This is a genomic window from Vibrio owensii, assembly GCF_002021755.1.
Taxonomy (GTDB): Bacteria; Pseudomonadota; Gammaproteobacteria; order Enterobacterales; family Vibrionaceae; genus Vibrio; species Vibrio owensii.
In genome coordinates, this window is record NZ_CP019959.1 from 967,109 (window position 1) to 984,656 (window position 17,548).

Annotated in this window: 20 protein-coding genes; 10 read left to right on the forward strand and 10 right to left on the reverse strand. The window is 45.2% G+C overall.

Annotation, left to right across the window (positions count from 1 at the left end; all coding sequences use genetic code 11):
• Positions 1–19 precede the first annotated feature (19 nt).
• Positions 20–1,684: an asparagine synthase B gene (gene asnB, locus A9237_RS04165; protein ID WP_009707221.1), complete on the forward strand. Its 1,665-nt coding sequence runs from the start codon at positions 20–22 to the stop codon at positions 1,682–1,684.
• A gap of 112 nt (positions 1,685–1,796) precedes the next feature.
• Here asnB and rfaH read toward each other — a convergent pair whose 3' ends face one another.
• Positions 1,797–2,297 (reverse strand): transcription/translation regulatory transformer protein RfaH, encoded by a 501-nt coding sequence (gene rfaH, locus A9237_RS04170; RefSeq protein WP_005436951.1) that lies wholly within the window; start codon positions 2,295–2,297, stop codon positions 1,797–1,799.
• A 333-nt stretch (positions 2,298–2,630) separates the two neighbouring features.
• Here rfaH and A9237_RS04175 point away from each other — a divergent pair, with 333 nt between their 5' ends.
• The gene (locus A9237_RS04175; protein ID WP_009707222.1) at positions 2,631–4,019 is read left to right on the forward strand and encodes a peptide MFS transporter; all 1,389 of its coding nucleotides are present in this window, start codon (positions 2,631–2,633) and stop codon (positions 4,017–4,019) included.
• Positions 4,020–4,110: 91 nt separating this feature from the next.
• Here the strand turns inward: A9237_RS04175 and hemH are convergent, their stop codons facing one another.
• The 3 genes from hemH to htpG form a co-directional block, all read right to left on the reverse strand.
• Positions 4,111–5,076, reverse strand: coding sequence for a ferrochelatase (gene hemH, locus A9237_RS04180; protein ID WP_078607741.1), 966 nt, complete (start codon positions 5,074–5,076; stop codon positions 4,111–4,113).
• A 139-nt stretch (positions 5,077–5,215) separates the two neighbouring features.
• Positions 5,216–5,860 carry an adenylate kinase gene (adk, locus tag A9237_RS04185; RefSeq protein ID WP_005425498.1) on the reverse strand — a complete coding sequence of 215 codons (645 nt, stop codon included), beginning with the start codon at positions 5,858–5,860 and terminating at the stop codon, positions 5,216–5,218.
• A 320-nt stretch (positions 5,861–6,180) separates the two neighbouring features.
• A complete protein-coding gene (gene htpG, locus A9237_RS04190; RefSeq protein ID WP_039842860.1) occupies positions 6,181–8,085 on the reverse strand; it encodes a molecular chaperone HtpG in 1,905 nt (634 codons plus the stop codon).
• Between the two features lie 272 nt (positions 8,086–8,357).
• Here htpG and A9237_RS04195 point away from each other — a divergent pair, with 272 nt between their 5' ends.
• The 4 genes from A9237_RS04195 to A9237_RS04210 are packed head-to-tail and all read left to right on the forward strand — an operon-like array spanning position 8,358 to position 10,861.
• The gene (locus tag A9237_RS04195) at positions 8,358–9,230 is read left to right on the forward strand and encodes a winged helix-turn-helix domain-containing protein (RefSeq protein WP_005436944.1); all 873 of its coding nucleotides are present in this window, start codon (positions 8,358–8,360) and stop codon (positions 9,228–9,230) included.
• An 11-nt stretch (positions 9,231–9,241) separates the two neighbouring features.
• Complete coding sequence (gene toxS, locus A9237_RS04200; protein WP_009707226.1) at positions 9,242–9,757, forward strand: transmembrane regulator ToxS; 516 nt, start codon at positions 9,242–9,244, stop codon at positions 9,755–9,757.
• Positions 9,758–9,803: 46 nt separating this feature from the next.
• On the forward strand, positions 9,804–10,559 hold the full coding sequence (locus A9237_RS04205) for a sulfite exporter TauE/SafE family protein (RefSeq protein WP_078607742.1): 756 nt from the start codon (positions 9,804–9,806) through the stop codon (positions 10,557–10,559).
• A gap of 23 nt (positions 10,560–10,582) precedes the next feature.
• Complete coding sequence (locus A9237_RS04210; RefSeq protein ID WP_078607743.1) at positions 10,583–10,861, forward strand: Rdx family protein; 279 nt, start codon at positions 10,583–10,585, stop codon at positions 10,859–10,861.
• 60 nt (positions 10,862–10,921) lie between these two features.
• Here A9237_RS04210 and yfcE read toward each other — a convergent pair whose 3' ends face one another.
• From yfcE to A9237_RS04240, 6 genes are all read right to left on the reverse strand, one after another.
• Positions 10,922–11,467, reverse strand: coding sequence for a phosphodiesterase (yfcE, locus tag A9237_RS04215; protein ID WP_005436936.1), 546 nt, complete (start codon positions 11,465–11,467; stop codon positions 10,922–10,924).
• Positions 11,468–11,537: 70 nt separating this feature from the next.
• Positions 11,538–11,747: a hypothetical protein gene (locus tag A9237_RS04220; RefSeq protein WP_009707229.1), complete on the reverse strand. Its 210-nt coding sequence runs from the start codon at positions 11,745–11,747 to the stop codon at positions 11,538–11,540.
• Positions 11,748–11,907: 160 nt separating this feature from the next.
• Positions 11,908–12,315: a CBS domain-containing protein gene (locus A9237_RS04225; RefSeq protein WP_009707230.1), complete on the reverse strand. Its 408-nt coding sequence runs from the start codon at positions 12,313–12,315 to the stop codon at positions 11,908–11,910.
• On the reverse strand, positions 12,312–12,662 hold the full coding sequence (locus A9237_RS04230; protein WP_005436932.1) for a P-II family nitrogen regulator: 351 nt from the start codon (positions 12,660–12,662) through the stop codon (positions 12,312–12,314). The genes A9237_RS04225 and A9237_RS04230 overlap by 4 nt, the downstream gene beginning before the upstream one ends.
• Positions 12,652–13,443 carry a DUF1538 domain-containing protein gene (locus A9237_RS04235; protein ID WP_078607744.1) on the reverse strand — a complete coding sequence of 264 codons (792 nt, stop codon included), beginning with the start codon at positions 13,441–13,443 and terminating at the stop codon, positions 12,652–12,654. The genes A9237_RS04230 and A9237_RS04235 overlap by 11 nt, the downstream gene beginning before the upstream one ends.
• Entirely contained in the window at positions 13,440–14,174 is a 735-nt protein-coding gene (locus A9237_RS04240) for a DUF1538 domain-containing protein (protein ID WP_005436927.1), read from the reverse strand. Before A9237_RS04240 ends, A9237_RS04235 begins: the two co-directional genes overlap by 4 nt.
• A 257-nt stretch (positions 14,175–14,431) precedes the next feature.
• On the opposite strand from A9237_RS04240, the gene A9237_RS04245 reads away from it, so the two are divergent.
• The 4 genes from A9237_RS04245 to A9237_RS04260 all read left to right on the forward strand — a co-directional run bounded on the left by A9237_RS04245 (position 14,432) and on the right by A9237_RS04260 (position 17,524).
• Positions 14,432–15,349: a TIGR01777 family oxidoreductase gene (locus tag A9237_RS04245; RefSeq protein ID WP_027726824.1), complete on the forward strand. Its 918-nt coding sequence runs from the start codon at positions 14,432–14,434 to the stop codon at positions 15,347–15,349.
• A 37-nt stretch (positions 15,350–15,386) separates the two neighbouring features.
• Entirely contained in the window at positions 15,387–16,214 is an 828-nt protein-coding gene (locus A9237_RS04250) for an SDR family oxidoreductase (RefSeq protein ID WP_078607745.1), read from the forward strand.
• 74 nt (positions 16,215–16,288) lie between these two features.
• Positions 16,289–16,471 (forward strand): hypothetical protein, encoded by a 183-nt coding sequence (locus A9237_RS27450; RefSeq protein WP_078607746.1) that lies wholly within the window; start codon positions 16,289–16,291, stop codon positions 16,469–16,471.
• A 198-nt stretch (positions 16,472–16,669) separates the two neighbouring features.
• A complete protein-coding gene (locus tag A9237_RS04260; RefSeq protein ID WP_005436922.1) occupies positions 16,670–17,524 on the forward strand; it encodes a thioredoxin family protein in 855 nt (284 codons plus the stop codon).
• The last annotated feature ends 24 nt before the right edge of the window (positions 17,525–17,548 follow it).

The window sequence follows — 17,548 nt, forward strand, 5'->3', positions numbered from 1 at the left end:
AGTTTAAAAAGGATGTTGTATGTGTTCAGTATTTGGCATTTTAGACATTAAGAGCGATGCAGCAGCATTGCGCCCTATCGCCCTTGAGATGTCGAAAAAGCTTCGTCACCGCGGTCCAGACTGGTCTGGTATTTACTCATCAGAGCGCGCAATTCTAGCGCATGAACGTCTAGCGATCGTTGGCCTAAATAGTGGTGCGCAACCACTATACAGCCCTGATAAAAAACTCATCCTTGCTGTAAACGGTGAAATCTACAACCACAAAGAGATTCGTGCTCGCTACGAAGGCAAATACGAGTTCCAAACCGATTCAGATTGTGAAGTTATCCTAGCGCTATACCAAGACATGGGCGCAGACCTTCTTGAAGAACTAAACGGTATTTTTGCATTCGTACTTTACGATGAAGAAAAAGATGAATACTTAGTAGGTCGTGACCACATCGGTATCATTCCGCTTTACCAAGGTTACGACGAGCACGGCAACTACTACGTTGCTTCAGAAATGAAAGCGCTAGTACCAGTATGTAAGACCGTGAGCGAGTTCCCTCCAGGTTGTCACTACGGCAGTGCAGATGCAGAGCCTCAACGCTACTACATCCGCGACTGGAATGAGTATGCAGCAGTACAAGGCAACAGCACTAGCAAAGAAGAATTGACTGAAGCGCTAGAAGCAGCGGTCAAGCGCCAACTGATGACTGACGTGCCTTACGGTGTACTTCTTTCAGGCGGTCTAGATTCTTCTATTACATCTGCGGTAGCAAAACGCTTTGCAGCGATGCGTATTGAAGATGATGAGAAGTCTGAAGCTTGGTGGCCACAATTGCACTCTTTTGCTGTTGGTCTAGAAGGCGCCCCTGATCTGAAAGCGGCTCGTGAAGTTGCCGACCAAATTGGTACGGTTCACCACGAAATGACGTACACCATCCAAGAAGGTTTGGACGCGATTCGTGATGTGATTTACCACATTGAAACTTATGATGTAACAACGATTCGAGCTTCAACACCAATGTTCCTAATGGGTCGTAAGATCAAAGCGATGGGCATCAAGATGGTACTGTCTGGCGAAGGCGCCGATGAAATCTTTGGTGGTTACTTGTACTTCCACAAAGCACCAAACGCTCAAGAATTCCACGAAGAGACTGTACGCAAGCTTCTAGCTCTGAACATGTTTGACTGCGCACGTGCTAACAAATCACTAGCGGCTTGGGGTGTAGAAGGTCGTGTACCTTTCCTAGATAAAGAGTTCATTGATGTAGCAATGCGCTTGAACCCAGCCGACAAGATGTGTGGCAACGGCAAGATGGAGAAACACATTCTTCGTGAGTGTTTCGAGCACTACCTACCAGAATCGATCGCATGGCGTCAAAAAGAGCAGTTCTCTGATGGCGTAGGCTACAGCTGGATCGATACATTGAAAGAAGTAGCAGAACAGAAAGTGACTGACCAGCAAATGGAAACAGCACAATACCGTTTCCCTTACAACACACCAACAACAAAAGAAGGTTATGTATACCGCGAAATCTTTGAAGAATTGTTCCCGCTGCCATCTGCGGCAGAGTGTGTTCCTGGCGGCCCTTCAGTAGCGTGTTCTTCAGCGAAAGCGATTGAATGGGATGAGTCGTTCCAAAACTGTGTTGACCCATCAGGCCGCGCAGTACAGACCGTTCACAACGATTCATACTAGCTTTGCGCGATATCATAAAGGGTTGGCTCCACCAGCCCTTTATGACATGCATAATAGATACGATCAAAAAGAGGTGCTTTCGCACCTCTTTTTTGTGTTTGATGGAATTAGATTATTTTAAATCTAAATCGCTGTTGTCTATGCTGACAGGTACACGTTTGGTGATCATCTGAACCAGCATAATTGAACGTTTCTCACCATCTTGTTCTTGGAAGATGGCATCAATACCCGCAAACTGTCCGCTCTTCACACGAACCTGATCGCCAGGTTGAGGCATGCATTCATCACTTGCCTGCTCGTCTACGCATTTATCAAGCTGTTTGAGTTCATACACCAAATCGCCCTGTATCTCTTTAGGCTGAGCGCCAAAACGAACAAAGTCTACTACACCTCGCGTAGAGCGAACTGAAGTAAAATTTGGGCCCTGTTCGTAGTCAAATCGGGCAAAAACATAACAAGGGAACAAAGGTTCTTCGACTTTCTGTCGCTTACCTCGTAAGATCTTTTCGACCTCAAAAGTTGGGTAAAAGCACTCTACGCCTTGGTTTTCAAGGTGTTGCTTAGCCCTAACTTGCTCTCCTCGTTTACAATACAATAAATACCAACGTTTCATTTTATTACTAGCCAATTATGTTTTTGTTTCATCCTAGCATTAAGGCCAAGATGAGTCATGGATATTCAAGCAACCTATCAATAAGCCACTTTATATTGCACATACAACTTACACCTTTTCATAAGGTTAAGAAAATAAGTCTATAGACAAAAATGAAAAGTAAGTTTGTAACACGACCAATTCACCGACGAAAAGCCCACTAAATCAACGTGGAACCATCATTTAATAAGGCAAACGAATCGTCACATAAAATTTTATTGTTTGTAAGTCATCAAAATGACATGTATACGTAGATTTCGTTAAAAAATGTAATAACTACTATTAGAAGAGCTTATGTCAAACCAACATCAATACTTTGGTCACCCACGTGGCTTGTTCCTTCTGTTCGGTACAGAACTATGGGAACGCTTTTCTTACTACGCAATGCGCGCCATTCTAGTACTGTATTTAACTGACACAACAATGAATGGTGGTCTTGGCTGGTCGACTAAAGATGCCCTAGACCTTTACGGCATCTATACTGGACTTGTCTACATCACGCCTCTTATCGGTGGTTACCTTGCGGATAACTATTTGGGTCAACGCCGTTCAATCCTGATTGGTGGTGCGTTAATGGCTATTGGCCAGTTCACACTAGCAATGCCAGCAGATGCACTAGGTCTTGGCTCTCTACACACTTTCTACCTAGGTCTTGCTCTGCTTATCTGCGGTAACGGCCTATTTAAGCCAAACATTTCAACCATGGTTGGTGACCTTTACAACGAAGGCGATAACCGTCGTGATGGCGCGTTCACTATCTTCTATATGGGTATTAACCTAGGTGCGCTACTTGCTGGTGTCGTTTCAGGTTCAGTAACCAATGAATTTGGTTGGAAAGCAGGTTTCATTGCCGCTGGTGTTGGTATGATTATCAGCCTTGTGATGCAAATGACTATGGCGCAATCTTGGTTAGGTGACATTGGCCGCGTACCTGCAGCTAAACGTGACTTAGCAATTAAGAAATCTGCGAAAAAAGAGCCTCTAACGAAAGAAGAAGTCGACCGTATCAAGGTTATCCTTGTGATGAGCCTATTTACTATCGTTTTCTGGGCAGGCTTCGAGCAGGCTGGCGGTCTAATGAACATCTACACGCAACAATACACAGATCGTATGATCGGTGGCTTTGAAGTTCCTGCTGCGTGGTTCCAATCACTAAACCCATTCTTCATTATTACTCTTGCACCTGTATTAGCCGTTCTATGGGTGAAACTGGGTAAGCGTGAACCTAACTCACCAATGAAGTTCGCTTTTGCGATGTTCTTCCTAGCACTGGGCTTCCTATGTATGGTTGGTGCTGTTATGGAGCAAGGTGGTGATACTGCGGTTAAAACATCAATGCTATGGCTAGTAGGTGCGTTCTTCTTCCATACGTTGGGTGAACTGTGCCTATCTCCTATTGGTCTATCTCTAGTAACTAAGCTAGCTCCGCTACGTCTTGCATCACTAATGATGGGTGCATGGTTCGGTTGTAACGCAATCGCAAACTACGTTGCTGGTTATGTTGGTTCTCACGTAGGTGAACTAGGCGCACTAGCAATCTTCAGCGGTATCGCAGTAACAGCGACTGTATCTGGTGTGATTCTATTGTTGTTCTCTAACACACTCGTTCGTTGGATGCATGGCGCTGAAAATACGCACAGCACAGCGGAACAAATTGAAGAGCAACAAACTCAAATCGCTTAATATAAAGTGCAAATAAAAACAAAGGGTCGCAATCGCGACCCTTTTTGTTGTCTTTTATCCGCGCCACTTGAAGACGCGTTCGAATCAACGGTTACAGCTTAGAGCGAACTAACTCTACCATCATCTCGATGTGGTCATCGTTATCATTCAGACATGGAATGTAGCTGAAGCTCTCGCCCCCTGCTTCTAGGTAAATCTCTCGGCACTCCTCTGAGATCTCTTCTAGCGTTTCTAAACAGTCTGCAGAGAACGCAGGAGTCAGCACGTTGAGCTTCTTCTTACCCTGACTTGGTAGCACTTCTAGTGTCTTGTCCGTGTATGGTTGTAGCCACTCTTCTCGACCAAAGCGAGACTGGTAAGTCATGCCGATCTGGTCGTCACTCAAACCTAGCGCTTCTCCAAGCAAGCGTGTTGTCTCTGCACAATGCTTAGGATAGATATCTCCGTTGTCTGCATAGCGCTTAGGGATACCATGGTAAGAACAAAGCAGGTAATCACCTTGACCATGCTCTGCCCAATGATCACGAACTGATTGAGCGAGTGCAGCGATGTACTTAGGATGATTGTGGTAGTCGCGGATAAAGCTAAACTCTGGCATTACTGGTATCTTTTTGAATGCTTTCGTCATGCCATCAGAAACAGCCGCGGTCGTAGTACCTGAGTATTGCGGATAAAGCGGCAATACAATCACTTCTTCTACGCCTTGAGCTTGCAACGCTTCAAAGCCTGATTGCAGACTTGGGTTGCCATAAGTCATGCCTAACTCAACAGGCATATCAAGTGCCGCAGCAAGCTTCTGAGCTTGTCGTTTTGAGTACACCATCAAAGGTGAGCCCTCTTCCATCCATACCGATTGATAAAGCTTGGCTACTTTTGGAGAGCGGATTGGTAGAATGACACCGTGAAGAATCGGACACCAAAGCCAACGCGTCATATCAACGACACGGTGATCATGAAGAAACTGACTTAGAAAGCGTTTAACGGCCGGTGCGGTTGGCTCATCAGGCGTACCTAAGTTAACCAGTAACACGCCCTGTTTATTATTGTTGTTTTTCATAACATCCTATTCATGGTAAACGGCTTGGTTTGTACGGCGCATCGAACCAAATGGTTCAGCGTACTTTCAGGCTAAATAAAAAAGCGACCCGAGGGTCGCTTTTAAATATATCAAAATATTAAATTTTGCCGTTAGCAAATTATGCTAGCGCTTTCTCAATATCTGCGCTTACTTCTGCAACCTGCTTAGTACCGTCGAATTTAAGGTACTTAGTGTTGCCTGCTTCAGCTTCTTTACCGTAGTAGTTGATAAGCGGAGCAGTTTGCTCGTGGTAAACACCTAGACGTGCACGTACAGTTTCTTCTTTGTCGTCATCACGAACAACAAGGTCTTCACCAGTAACGTCATCTTTACCTTCCACTTTAGGTGGGTTGTAAACAACGTGGTAAGTACGACCTGAAGGAAGGTGAGCACGACGACCCGCCATACGCTCAACGATCACGTCGTCAGCTACGTCGAATTCGATAACGTAATCTACGTCAACGCCCATTTCTTTTAGGCCATCAGCCTGAGGGATAGTGCGTGGGAAACCATCTAGTAAGAAACCTTTTTCGCAATCGTCTTGAGCGATACGCTCTTTGATTAGGCCAAGGATGATTTCATCAGAAACTAGCTGACCAGCGTCGATAACAGCTTTAGCTTGTTTGCCAAGTTCTGTACCTGCTTTGATAGCAGCACGAAGCATATCACCAGTAGAGATTTGTGGAATACCGTATTTATCCATGATGAAGTTTGCTTGTGTGCCTTTACCTGCACCTGGAGCACCTAGAAGAATGATGCGCATGATTTATCCTCTTTAATATTTAAGATTTATACCGAAGCTCACAATAACTGGACTTCTAGGTCATTAACCCTACGAAGTGCTCACAACGATAAGTTTCGGTATAACGTTTAGGCGAGCCAAAATACACGCCTTATTACTCACATTCAAGTGTTGCGATTCTAACACAGGTTCACTGCGCAATGAGCAGATTAAGACTAAAGAATGTTAGCGATGCCTGCTTTCGAGCTTTATTGATTACTAACTCAACACTCAAAGTGTGAATCTATGCGTTTACAAACAAAAAGCTCGCATTTCGCGAGCTTTTTGTTGATGTTTGGTTATTAAACCTTAGTCAAAAGCTTGTTGATGGCACCAACAAATTGCGTTGGATCTTCCATCGAACCGCGCTCTGCTAACATCGCTTGACCTAGTAGCACTTCAACCCAACGTCCGAATGCTTCTTCATCCGCTTCGTCCGCCATGCGCTTCACTAGCTCATGCTCTGGGTTGATTTCAAAGATGTATTTCACTTCTGGTACCGCTTGACCAGCGGCCTCAAGAAGCTTCGCCATCTGCGTGCCCATTTCGAAATCATCCGTCACGACAACGGCTGGCGTAGTCGCAAGTTTGAACGTCGTACGAACCTCTTTTACTCGGTCACCCAGGTAAGACTGGGTGCGCTCAACAACAGATTTGAACTCTTCTTCTGTTTCTTTCTGCTTTTCTTTTTCCGCTTCGTCTTCAAACTTACTTAGGTCTAAGCCTGCTTTAGTGATCGATTGGAACTGCTTACCATCAAACTCAGTCAGGTAGTTCATCAACCACTCATCAATGCGGTCAAACATCAAGATAACTTCGATGCCTTTTGCTTTGAACTGCTCTAGGTGTGGGCTGTTCTTCGCGGCTGCGTAGCTGTCTGCCGTTAGGTAGTAGATCTTATCTTGGCCTTCTTTCATGCGTTCAATGTAAGAAGCCAAACCAACGGTTTGTTCAGCAGAGTCCACTTCAGTAGACGCAAAGCGCAATAGACCAGCAACTTTCTCTTTATTTGCCATGTCTTCTGCAACGCCTTCCTTCATGACAAGGCCGAACTCTTTCCAGAATGATTGGTATTTCTCTTCATCATTCTTCGCCATACGCTCAAGCATAGTAAGTACACGCTTGGTACATGCGTTGCGAAGTGACTGAGTGACCTTGTTATCTTGCAGAATTTCGCGTGATACGTTCAAAGGCAGATCGTTTGAATCAATCAAACCACGAATAAAGCGCAAGTAAGAAGGCATAAACTGCTCAGCGTCATCCATGATGAATACGCGTTGTACATACAGTTTTAGGCCTGATTTATGATCGCGGTTCATCATGTCCCATGGTGCTTTCGCAGGGATGTAAAGCAAGCTCGTATAATCGTTCTTACCTTCTACACGGTTGTGACTCCAAGTAAGAGGATCAGCGAAATCATGAGAAACGTGTTTGTAGAACTCTTGGTACTCTTCATCCGAGATATCGGATTTATTGCGTGTCCAAAGTGCTTGAGCTTTGTTGATTTGCTCCCACTTCTTCTCACCCGTTTCTTTGCCTTCGTCATCGCGAACCGCAGTTTGGATAGAAACAGGGATACCAATATGGTCAGAGTATTTGCTGATCACATCACGTAGACGCCATTCGTTTAGAAACTCTTTGCCCTCTTCACGCATGTGAAGCACGATGTCAGTACCACGAGAGTCTTTTGTGATAGTCTCGATGGTGTAGTCACCTTCGCCAGCTGAGTGCCACTGAACGGCTTCTTCAGCAGGAAGACCAGCCGCACGAGTGCGAACCGTTACGGCATCCGCAACGATGAATGCAGAGTAGAAACCCACACCGAACTGACCGATAAGTTGAGAGTCTTTGCTCTGCTCATCCGACAGCTTTGAGAAAAATTCTGCTGTCCCTGATTTTGCGATCGTACCTAAATGTTCAATCACATCATCACGGCTCATACCGATGCCGTTATCAGAGATGGTTAATGTGTTAGCATTTTCATCAAACGCTAGCTTAACGCCAAGGTCAGCATTACCCTCGTATAAATCTGGAGTAGATAGCGCTTTGAAACGAAGCTTATCTGATGCGTCAGACGCGTTTGAGATCAACTCACGTAGGAAAATCTCTTTGTTGGAATAAAGAGAGTGAATCATCAGGTGAAGTAGTTGTTTTACTTCTGATTGAAAGCCACGAGTTTCTTTGTTTTGAGATACGGTTTCGCTCATGTTTGCTCCATAACATCTAAACTAAATAGACTTTTAATGACAAAGCCCTAACCGCCGCCTCATAAAAGCGACATTACTAAGATGTCATTTAACATGTGGCTGACAAATGTAAATTCAAGGTCAATATTGCTAAAAACGGTGTTTTTTTAGAAAATTTTAATTATCCTACGTCCCTAAAAGCATCTAAAACGTAGCACATGTCTTTTTGCGCACGCCTTGTTATGTGACGCAAATCACTATAATTACAGAATCATCCATCTAAGAAGAACTAAATGACTAACATAGGCACCAAATTTCTGCTTGCTCAAAGATTTGTCTTTGACCCAAATAGTAATTCGCTCGCTGACCAACAAAATGGCAACGAAGTTGTACGATTAGGAAGCAACGAAAGCCGTATTCTCCTCATGTTGGCAGAGAGACCTAACGAAGTGATAACGCGTAACGAGCTGCACGAGTTCGTTTGGCGTGAGCAAGGCTTTGAGGTGGATGATTCAAGCCTAACTCAGGCTATCTCGACGCTGCGTAAAATGTTGAAGGACTCAACAAAATCACCAGAATTCGTAAAAACCGTGCCAAAACGCGGCTACCAACTTATCAGTACTGTTGAGCGCTTAAGCCCGCTTTCTTCTGATTCAATCTCTGAACTTGATGAACAAGAAGAAGAGAACGAAGCACCTGTTGTCGACCTAGAGCAATTTGCTGAATCTGCGGTTGAGACTCCGGTAGACAAGACAACAGAAGCTGAAGTGACGGTTGAAAAACCTAAAACAGCCCCATCACAAAAGAACGCAAACTGGCTGTTTCGTATTTTAGTTGTGGTTGCAGTGTTACTCCCTGTTTGTGTACTGATGCTGACTAACCCTGCGGAATCTCAATTCCGTCAAATTGGTGAATACCACAACGTTCCGGTAATGACACCAGTTAACCACCCACAGTTAAATGATTGGATGCCTTCGATTGAGCAATGCATCAAACGCTACGTGGAACACCACGCAGAAGAGTCATCTCCGGTAGAAGTGATCGCAACTGGTGGTCAAAACAACCAACTGATACTGAACTACATTCACGACAGCGAGCATTCCTACGAGAACGTGACGTTGCGTATTTTCGCTGGTCGTAATGACCCAACAGACATCTGCAATTAAAGGAGGCTGAAATGAAGATTAAGATAGCATCTGCGGTTTTGGCCGTATCAATCCTTTTTAGTGGTTGGTTATACTGGGGAAGTGACCTGAAGATAGAACAGGTTCTCACATCAAACGAATGGCAATCGACTATGGTGACACTGATCACCGATAACTTGCCAGACGATACGGTTGGTCCTCTACGTAAAGTCAATGTGGAATCGAATGTGAAGTACTTGCCTAATGGCGATTACATCCGCGTGGCAAACATTCGCCTGTTTGCTCAAGGTTCTAATACAGAATCCACGATCAATATTTCTGAAAAAGGCCGTTGGGAAGTGAGTGACAACTACTTGCTTGTCTCACCAGCTGAATTCAAAGATATTTCAGCTTCTCAATCTAAAGATTTCTCTGAGTCACAACTTCGTCTCATCACACAAATCTTTAAGTTGGATGCAGAGCAAAGCCGTCGCATTGACGTAGTGAACGAAAAAACGTTACTACTGACTAGCCTGAACCACGGTTCTACGGTACTGTTTAGAAACTGATTTTGATTCAATGATAAGGGGCCAAGATGGCCCCTTTATTTTTCGCATGGATTGGCTAGATACTCTCACTCTCTTCTTCGGTTCCCTCGTTGCAAATACACTCGCTTCTCTCTCTGGCGGCGGTGCAGGATTATTGCAATTTCCATTATTGATCTTTCTCGGCTTACCCTTTTCTGTCGCTCTTGGAACACACAAAGTGGCTTCCGTCGCGCTGGGGCTTGGCGCTGCAAGCACGCACCTCAAAGCCGGCACAATAAAACCGAAGATCGCGCTTTACCTGATTCTAGTCGGCAGTATTGGTGTCGTGATTGGTGCAAATCTGATTGTCCAAATATCTGACGATATCGCAGAGAAAATGCTCGGCGCGATGATCCTTGCTCTTGGCATCTATTCCCGCTTTAAAAAAGAACTTGGCCAAGTCGAGCTTGCGATCCATCGAGACACATTGGGTTGGATAATCGGCGGATTAGGATTGATGCTGATAGGCGTCGTGAATGGTTCGCTAACTGCAGGTTCAGGTCTCCTCGTGACGCTGTTCCTCGTGCGCTGGTTTGGTTACGATTACAAACAAGCAGTGGCTTACACCATGATCTGTGTCGGTCTGTTTTGGAATGGTATTGGTGGTGTTGCCGTCGTACAAGCAGGCGCTCCGATTCATTGGGCATGGCTACCCGTGCTGTTATTGAGTTCATTTTTAGGCGGCAGCTTAGGTGCATGGGCGGCGACAAAGTACAGCAATCGAGTTATCAAAATCGCGTTTGAAATCCTCACCTTTGCGGTGGGAATAAAGCTACTGCTCTAGTGTTTAAATAAAGGAAATAAGAAATGGATAAAGCCATCATAGACATTCACTACTGTCGTCAGTGCAATTGGATGTTGCGTTCAACTTGGCTATCACAAGAATTGCTTCACACGTTCAGTGAAGAGATTGAAACCATCAGCTTACATCCTGATACGGGTGGCCGTTTTGAGATTTTTTGCAATGGCGTCCAGATTTGGGAACGTAAAAAAGACGGAGGTTTCCCTGAAGCCAAAATTCTAAAGCAACGTGTAAGAGACATCATCGATCCAGAGCGCGATTTAGGTCATTCAGATACAAAATAGGGAGCCAATTGGCTCCCTTGCTTCTTTATCCAATTCACGATTTATTCGATAACTCGATCATTAAATCGTAGTCTGAGCCAGCACTTCACCTTCAGGTGTTTGCACTGTCAGCGTATTGCCTTCCATCAAACCATAACTGCGTGGTAATCCGTTTCTTGGGAAGGTCATAGAACCAGGATTGAAAATCACCGCCCCTTCTTGCATCTCTGCCACTGGGACATGAGTATGGCCATGAGCAATGATATCGCCTTCACGCAGTGGTGGACGTTTCGCGCTGTTGTACAAGTGACCATGAGTGAGGAACACTCGCTTGCCTGATTCTAATAGCAGCCAAGCGTAGTCTGTCATCATTGGAAAGTTCAGCAGCATTTGGTCTACTTCGCTGTCACAGTTACCACGCACCGAAATGATCTGCTCACTGTACTGGTTAAGCAACTCCGCGACTTGTGGAGGATTGTAACCTTCTGGAACCGGGTTTCTTGGCCCATGGTTGAGCGTATCACCCAACAAGATAAGATGATCGGCACCAGAGGCTAAGTAAAGCTGAATGGTTTCTTCGGTTGCTGGCAAAGAGCCGTGCAAGTCTGAGGCAAAAAATAATTTCACGACATCGTCTCCTCAAAAGTAATGAGGGTATTCTACGGCATTCTTATAGAAGCTCAACCGAAGTGAGAAACTAGTGGTTACGAAGCATTTCAACCAACATTGGCACCAAATAGAACCATGCAAAGTAGCCGGCACCGACCAAGACCACCGCCCAAAAGATCATCGATAGGAACTTAGACTTAGCTAAATGATTTAATGGGTCGGGTTCTCCGCACCCCGGACAGGTATGAGCTCGTTTTGAAATTTGTTTCTCACATACAGGACAAGCGACTAGCGGCATGACATGACATCCTCAATTATTTCTTTAATTCTCAAAGAATAAGCCTCAGATTGCGGATATGCAATGGCACAGATAAGCAATTCGAATAGGGTTTGCTAAATGTCGCTCACCTGAGAAACCTTCTTGCCCTAATTATGGGTGAGCCTAACAACAAACACGCCTATAACTCTTCTCGTGCCATGCCATTAATCACGATATTGTTGTAACTCACCATGCCAATAACCTCACCGTTTTCAATCACGGGTGCACGACTAATACCGAAGCGCTCAAATAAACGCGCGCAATATTTCACGTTCATATTAGGATCGACAGAGAGCGCTGGCTTGGTCATGATTTCATAAAGATTGGTTCGTTGTGGCGAGCGGTTTTTCGCTAATACTTTTTTCGCGATATCGTTCATTAACACAATTCCGTATTCATCATCCTCATCGCGTTTTTTCACTACAAGCGCTTTCACTTCACTCTTTCTTGCTAAGGTTATCCCTTCATGGACCGTAATTAACCCATCAACAATGATGTAGGTCGCTGCCATTACGTCTCTAACTCGAATCAACTCATGATGGCTCATAACTCGTCCTCTACTACTTTGGTCAGTTTCTCTACTTGGTGTGCGACGCCCACTGCATCTTCCACATCAATCTGCACCGCGATGCCTTGACCAGACTCTTGATCAAACTCCCCGACCTCACTGATGGTCTCCAAAATGTGCCTCGATAAATGCTCTTCCACCACAAACAACAACACGTCTTTTTGTACTTCTAGAGTCAGACCAAAGAAGGTCCTTTTTTGGTTTAAACCTTGCCCCCGAGCATTGTTGATTACGGTTGCCCCTGTCGCACCTGCATCGCGAGCAGCATCGAGCACTTTGTCGGTTTTGCTGTCTTCAACAAAGGCCAGAATCAATTTAAAGCGCATTTTCTTTCTCCTCCGCGGTCTCTTTGTTCAACCACTGGGTGGTTTGGGCATAGCCCATGACGGAAATCATTGGGAATAAACTGGCAAAGGCGATCAAACCAAAGCCATCAATCATTGGGTTTCGTCCCGGAACCGTTGACGCCAACCCCAAGCCAAGTGCAGTCACCAAGGGTACGGTCACCGTCGACGTCGTCACACCACCGGAATCGTAGGCCAAAGGCACAATCAACTTTGGTGCGTAAAAGGTTTGAATCACCACCACGATGTAACCCACGATGATGTAGTAATGAATCGGGTCGCCCACCACAATCCGGTAGCTTCCAAGTGCAATACCCACCGCAACACCTAATGCGACGGCAACACGTAACCCATTCACACTAATACTGCCACCAGACACTTGATTGGCCTTGATGGCGACCGCGATGAGAGAAGGCTCCGCGATGGTAGTGCTAAAGCCAATAAAGAAAGCGAAAATGTACACCCAGTAGTAATCAACCCAACTTAAAGCTTGGCCAATTGAAACTTTAAACTCCCGAAGGAAATCAGGAGCAGTTAGTTGCGTCGCCATGGTTTCACCAAGTGGAAACAGCGCCATCTCCAAACCAAGCAAAAACAACGATAACCCTAAAATAACGTAACCAAAGCCAAGTATTACTTTGGGTAAGTTTGAAACGGGACGGCGCAGCACTGCCAACTGAAAACCAAAAATAATGGTCGCGATAGGAACCACATCACTGATGGTTGAGATAAAAGTATCGATGAAATGCGCAAAGGAAATCATGCCACCACCATCCCGTAAACCATGACAAACATCATCGGTAACAAAGAGGCAAAAGCGATAAGTCCAAACCCATCAATCATAGGATTTCGACCTTTAATCGCCGAAGCCAGTCCAACCCCAAGCGCAGTCACCAATGGCACCGTGATGGTAGAAGTAGTCACACCGCCAGAATCGTAAGCCACGCCGATGATGGATTCCGGCGCAAACCCCGTCAGGATCACAACGCCGATGTAGCCTCCGATGATCATATATTGAATCGGCCAACCTTTAAGAATCCGAAGCACGCCTAATACAATCGCCACGCCCACCGATAAAGCAACCGTTAAGCGCAAGCCATCTGCGTATTCCTCCATTGATTGCTCAGTATTGGCGATCATCCCTCCCTCGGCCGCTACCTCTGAAGCCTCTTCCGCTACAGCCGTTAAGGCCGGTTCAGCAATGGTTGTCCCGAAGCCTAAACAGAATGCGAAAATCAGCAGCCAAAACACGCTACCTTTGTTGGCAAAAGCTTGCGCCATGTTTTCGCCAATCGGGAATAAGCCCAGCTCTAAGCCAAAAATAAAAAAGGTTAAACCCAGAATAACCAGTAAGAGGCCAAATAAAATCGAGACCAGATTAGGAAGTGGCTCTTGAAGCACCACAAGTTGGAAGAAGGTAATAACAAGGACAATCGGCAGCAAATCACGGGCGCTACTTAGCAAGGCTCGAAACAGAGCAACAAATGCTTCCATATTCCCCTCCTAGCAACGCTTCATCCTTTCTAAATTCAGCATGACACAGTTTGTTGAAGCTAAGTGTGAGCAACGCTCAATGCTTGATAACATTCTGTTACATTTACTCAAACTGTGAGCTTTGCATCGCTTGGTAAGAAATCGCTACTAAACCATTAGGAACTAATAATAAAATCGACATCGCAAGTCATTGAAATGATCATGCAAGGCGGTTAACGACTATAATGTTTGAATGGTTTTACAATCAAAGGGATGACATGAAGATATTACTGACTGGCGGTACGGGCTTTATTGGTTCAGAGCTCCTTAAGCTCCTGACTACGCACCAAGTTATTTTGTTGACGCGTAACCCTGCGCAGGCAAAACAGCGATTACAGCATGCCGATGTCGGTAACATTCAATATCTAGACTCCCTAGATTCGATTGAAGATCTCAATGACGTCGATGCGGTGATTAACCTTGCAGGCGAACCGATTGCAGATAAACGCTGGAGCAAGGAGCAGAAAGAGGTCATTTGTAACAGTCGTTGGAAAGTGACCGAGCGGATCGTTGAATTGATTCACGCCAGTACCGAGCCACCAGCGGTATTTATTAGCGGCTCTGCGGTTGGCTATTACGGCGATCAACAAGACCACCCTTTTGACGAATGCTTACACGTAAATAGTGAGGCGTTTGCGCACTATGTTTGTGCTCGTTGGGAACAAATTGCCAAGCGTGCAGAATCCGAACAAACTCGAGTGTGCATACTTCGAACGGGCTTAGTGCTTGGACAAAATGGTGGAGCACTTGCCAAAATGCTTCTCCCCTATAAGCTCGGTTTAGGTGGCCCACTAGGAAGCGGTAAACAGTACATGCCTTGGATTCATATTTTGGATATGGTTCGAGCCATTATGTACTTACTCGAAACACCGCATGCTCATGGCGAGTTCAACTTGTGTGCCCCGCACCCTGTCAGCAACCGAATCTTCAGCGGCACATTGGCGAAAACTCTCAAACGACCACATATCCTGTTTACCCCTAAATGGGTCATGAACATGGCAATGGGCGAATCGTCTTGTTTGCTGTTTGATAGCGTTCGAGCCAAACCTAAAAAGCTCACCGAGCTTGGCTTCAAGTTCAGTTATTCTCGCGTCGAGCCAGCACTCAAGAACTTGCTTCAAGACAGAAGTTGTTGAATCATAAGGCTCACTACCGCCTTTTGTGAGCCCTAATATGAAAAAGTCAGTTCTGATCACCGGATGCTCCACAGGCATCGGATACGTATGTGCCCATGCTTTACAAAAAGAGGGCTTTCACGTTATTGCCTCTTGTCGCAACGAGCAAGACGTTCAACGCTTAACCAGTGAAGGCTTAACCTGCATTCAGTTAGATCTTAATGATCCTCAAAGTATTTCTGCTGGAGTTTCAACAGCTCTGGAACTGACTGAGGGAAAACTCTATGCCGTATTTAATAATGGCGCTTACGGACAGCCTGGCGCATTAGAAGATCTACCGACAGAAGCACTTCAAGCACAATTTCAGACCAACTTTTTTGGCTGGCACCAACTCGTAAGAGAAGTGTTGCCACACATGCGCAAACAGGATGAAGGAAGAATCATCCAAAACAGCTCTGTGCTAGGGTTTGCGGCGATGAAATATCGTGGTGCCTATAACGCCTCTAAATTCGCACTTGAAGGCTGGACAGACACGCTACGTTTAGAATTGATGGACACCAACATCAAAGTTGCGCTGATCGAACCCGGCCCGATAGAAACCCAGTTTAGACAAAATGCCTTAAAAGCGTTTGAGCAGTGGATTGATGTGGAAAATAGCGCCCACAGAGCAGCTTACGAAGGGCAAAAGCAGCGTTTGGATAACGACAAGTCGAACAACAAATTTGTCCTTCCAGCTGAGTCTTGTATTGAGCCAGTGCTTCACGCACTCACCAGTGATAGACCCAAAATTCGCTACCGGATCACCACACCGACCAAAGTATTTGCAGTATTAAAGCGCCTGTTACCAACTCGTATTCTTGATAAGATTTTGCGACAAGCAGCATAAAAAATTTTTATCACGATGTAATTTTACCGTAACAATGTGATGTCATTATGAGCATGTAGGTTAAGAAAACCTCAATGTTCGAATCAACTTCTAAGTCAGTCTCTTCATCCATCGTGCCTGAACGTGATGTGGATACTCACTATAGATTTGGTATCGCCACCCTTTCTGTTTTGTATTTTCGCGAGACAATAATGACATTAAATCAGCTTAACTGGCTTAGTGTGGGTGTAGTGTTGACCATGTTCATCCTATTTTGATACCACACCCAGCACACTACTATAACGTCTAACAAGACTCTCTAAACCGTGCTGGACTAGCCAAATTTAATAGCACTTTCGCTTGCTATCAGGAATACGCTGCTTCGGCAGCGTTTTTCCTTTCTACCGCTTGAATTTCCCAAATATCAACTCCATATCTACAATCAACGACAAGAAACAAAAAGCAAGGATACTCTGATGCAATCCCCATTTATCGTTGAGTTAACAGAACAAAATTTCCGTGAAACGCTTGAAGGATCAATGAACACGCCTGTATTGATTCACTTTTGGGCGGGCGCTCAACCAGAAAGCGCACAAGTGATTCCTGATCTACAAATGCTGACTCAGCAATACAACGGCGCATTTACCCTTGCTCTATTGAACTGTGAACAGCAACCTGCTCTTGCTTCTCAATTTGGCGTGCAAGTGCTACCAACCATCGCATTATTCATGAACGGCCAAGCCGTCGATGGTATGGGTGGTCCTCAGCCTATTGATGCGATTACCGCAATGCTGCAAAAGCATCTACCAAGCCAAGATGAGATGCAGTTGAAGCAAGCAAGTGAATTGCTCCAACAAGGTGAACATGCTCAGGCGTTAGCGATTCTTCAAACGCTATCGGAAGAACTTCAAAACCGTGGCGACGTGAAACTCGCGATGGCAGATTGCTTGCTGGAAACCAAACAGTTTGAATTGGCACAAACGCTGTTAAGCGCGATTCCACTGGAATATCAAGACAACTACTACAAAGGTTTGATCGCGAAGTTAGACCTGCATCTTCAAGCAGCAGAAAGCCCAGAGCTTCAACGTCTTGAACAAGAACTAGCAGCAAACCCTGATAACATTGAACTGGCGTGTGAACTTGCAGTTCAGTACAACCAAGTGGGTCGCGATGAAGAAGCGTTAGAGCTACTTTGGAACATTCTTAAGACCAACCTAGGCGCACAAGATGGTGAAGTGAAGAAAGTCTTTATGGATATCTTGAGCGCACTTGGCCAAGGCAACGCTCTGGCAAGTAAGTACCGCCGTCAACTTTACTCGATTTTGTACTAAGCGAATCGATTTAAAGCAGGACAG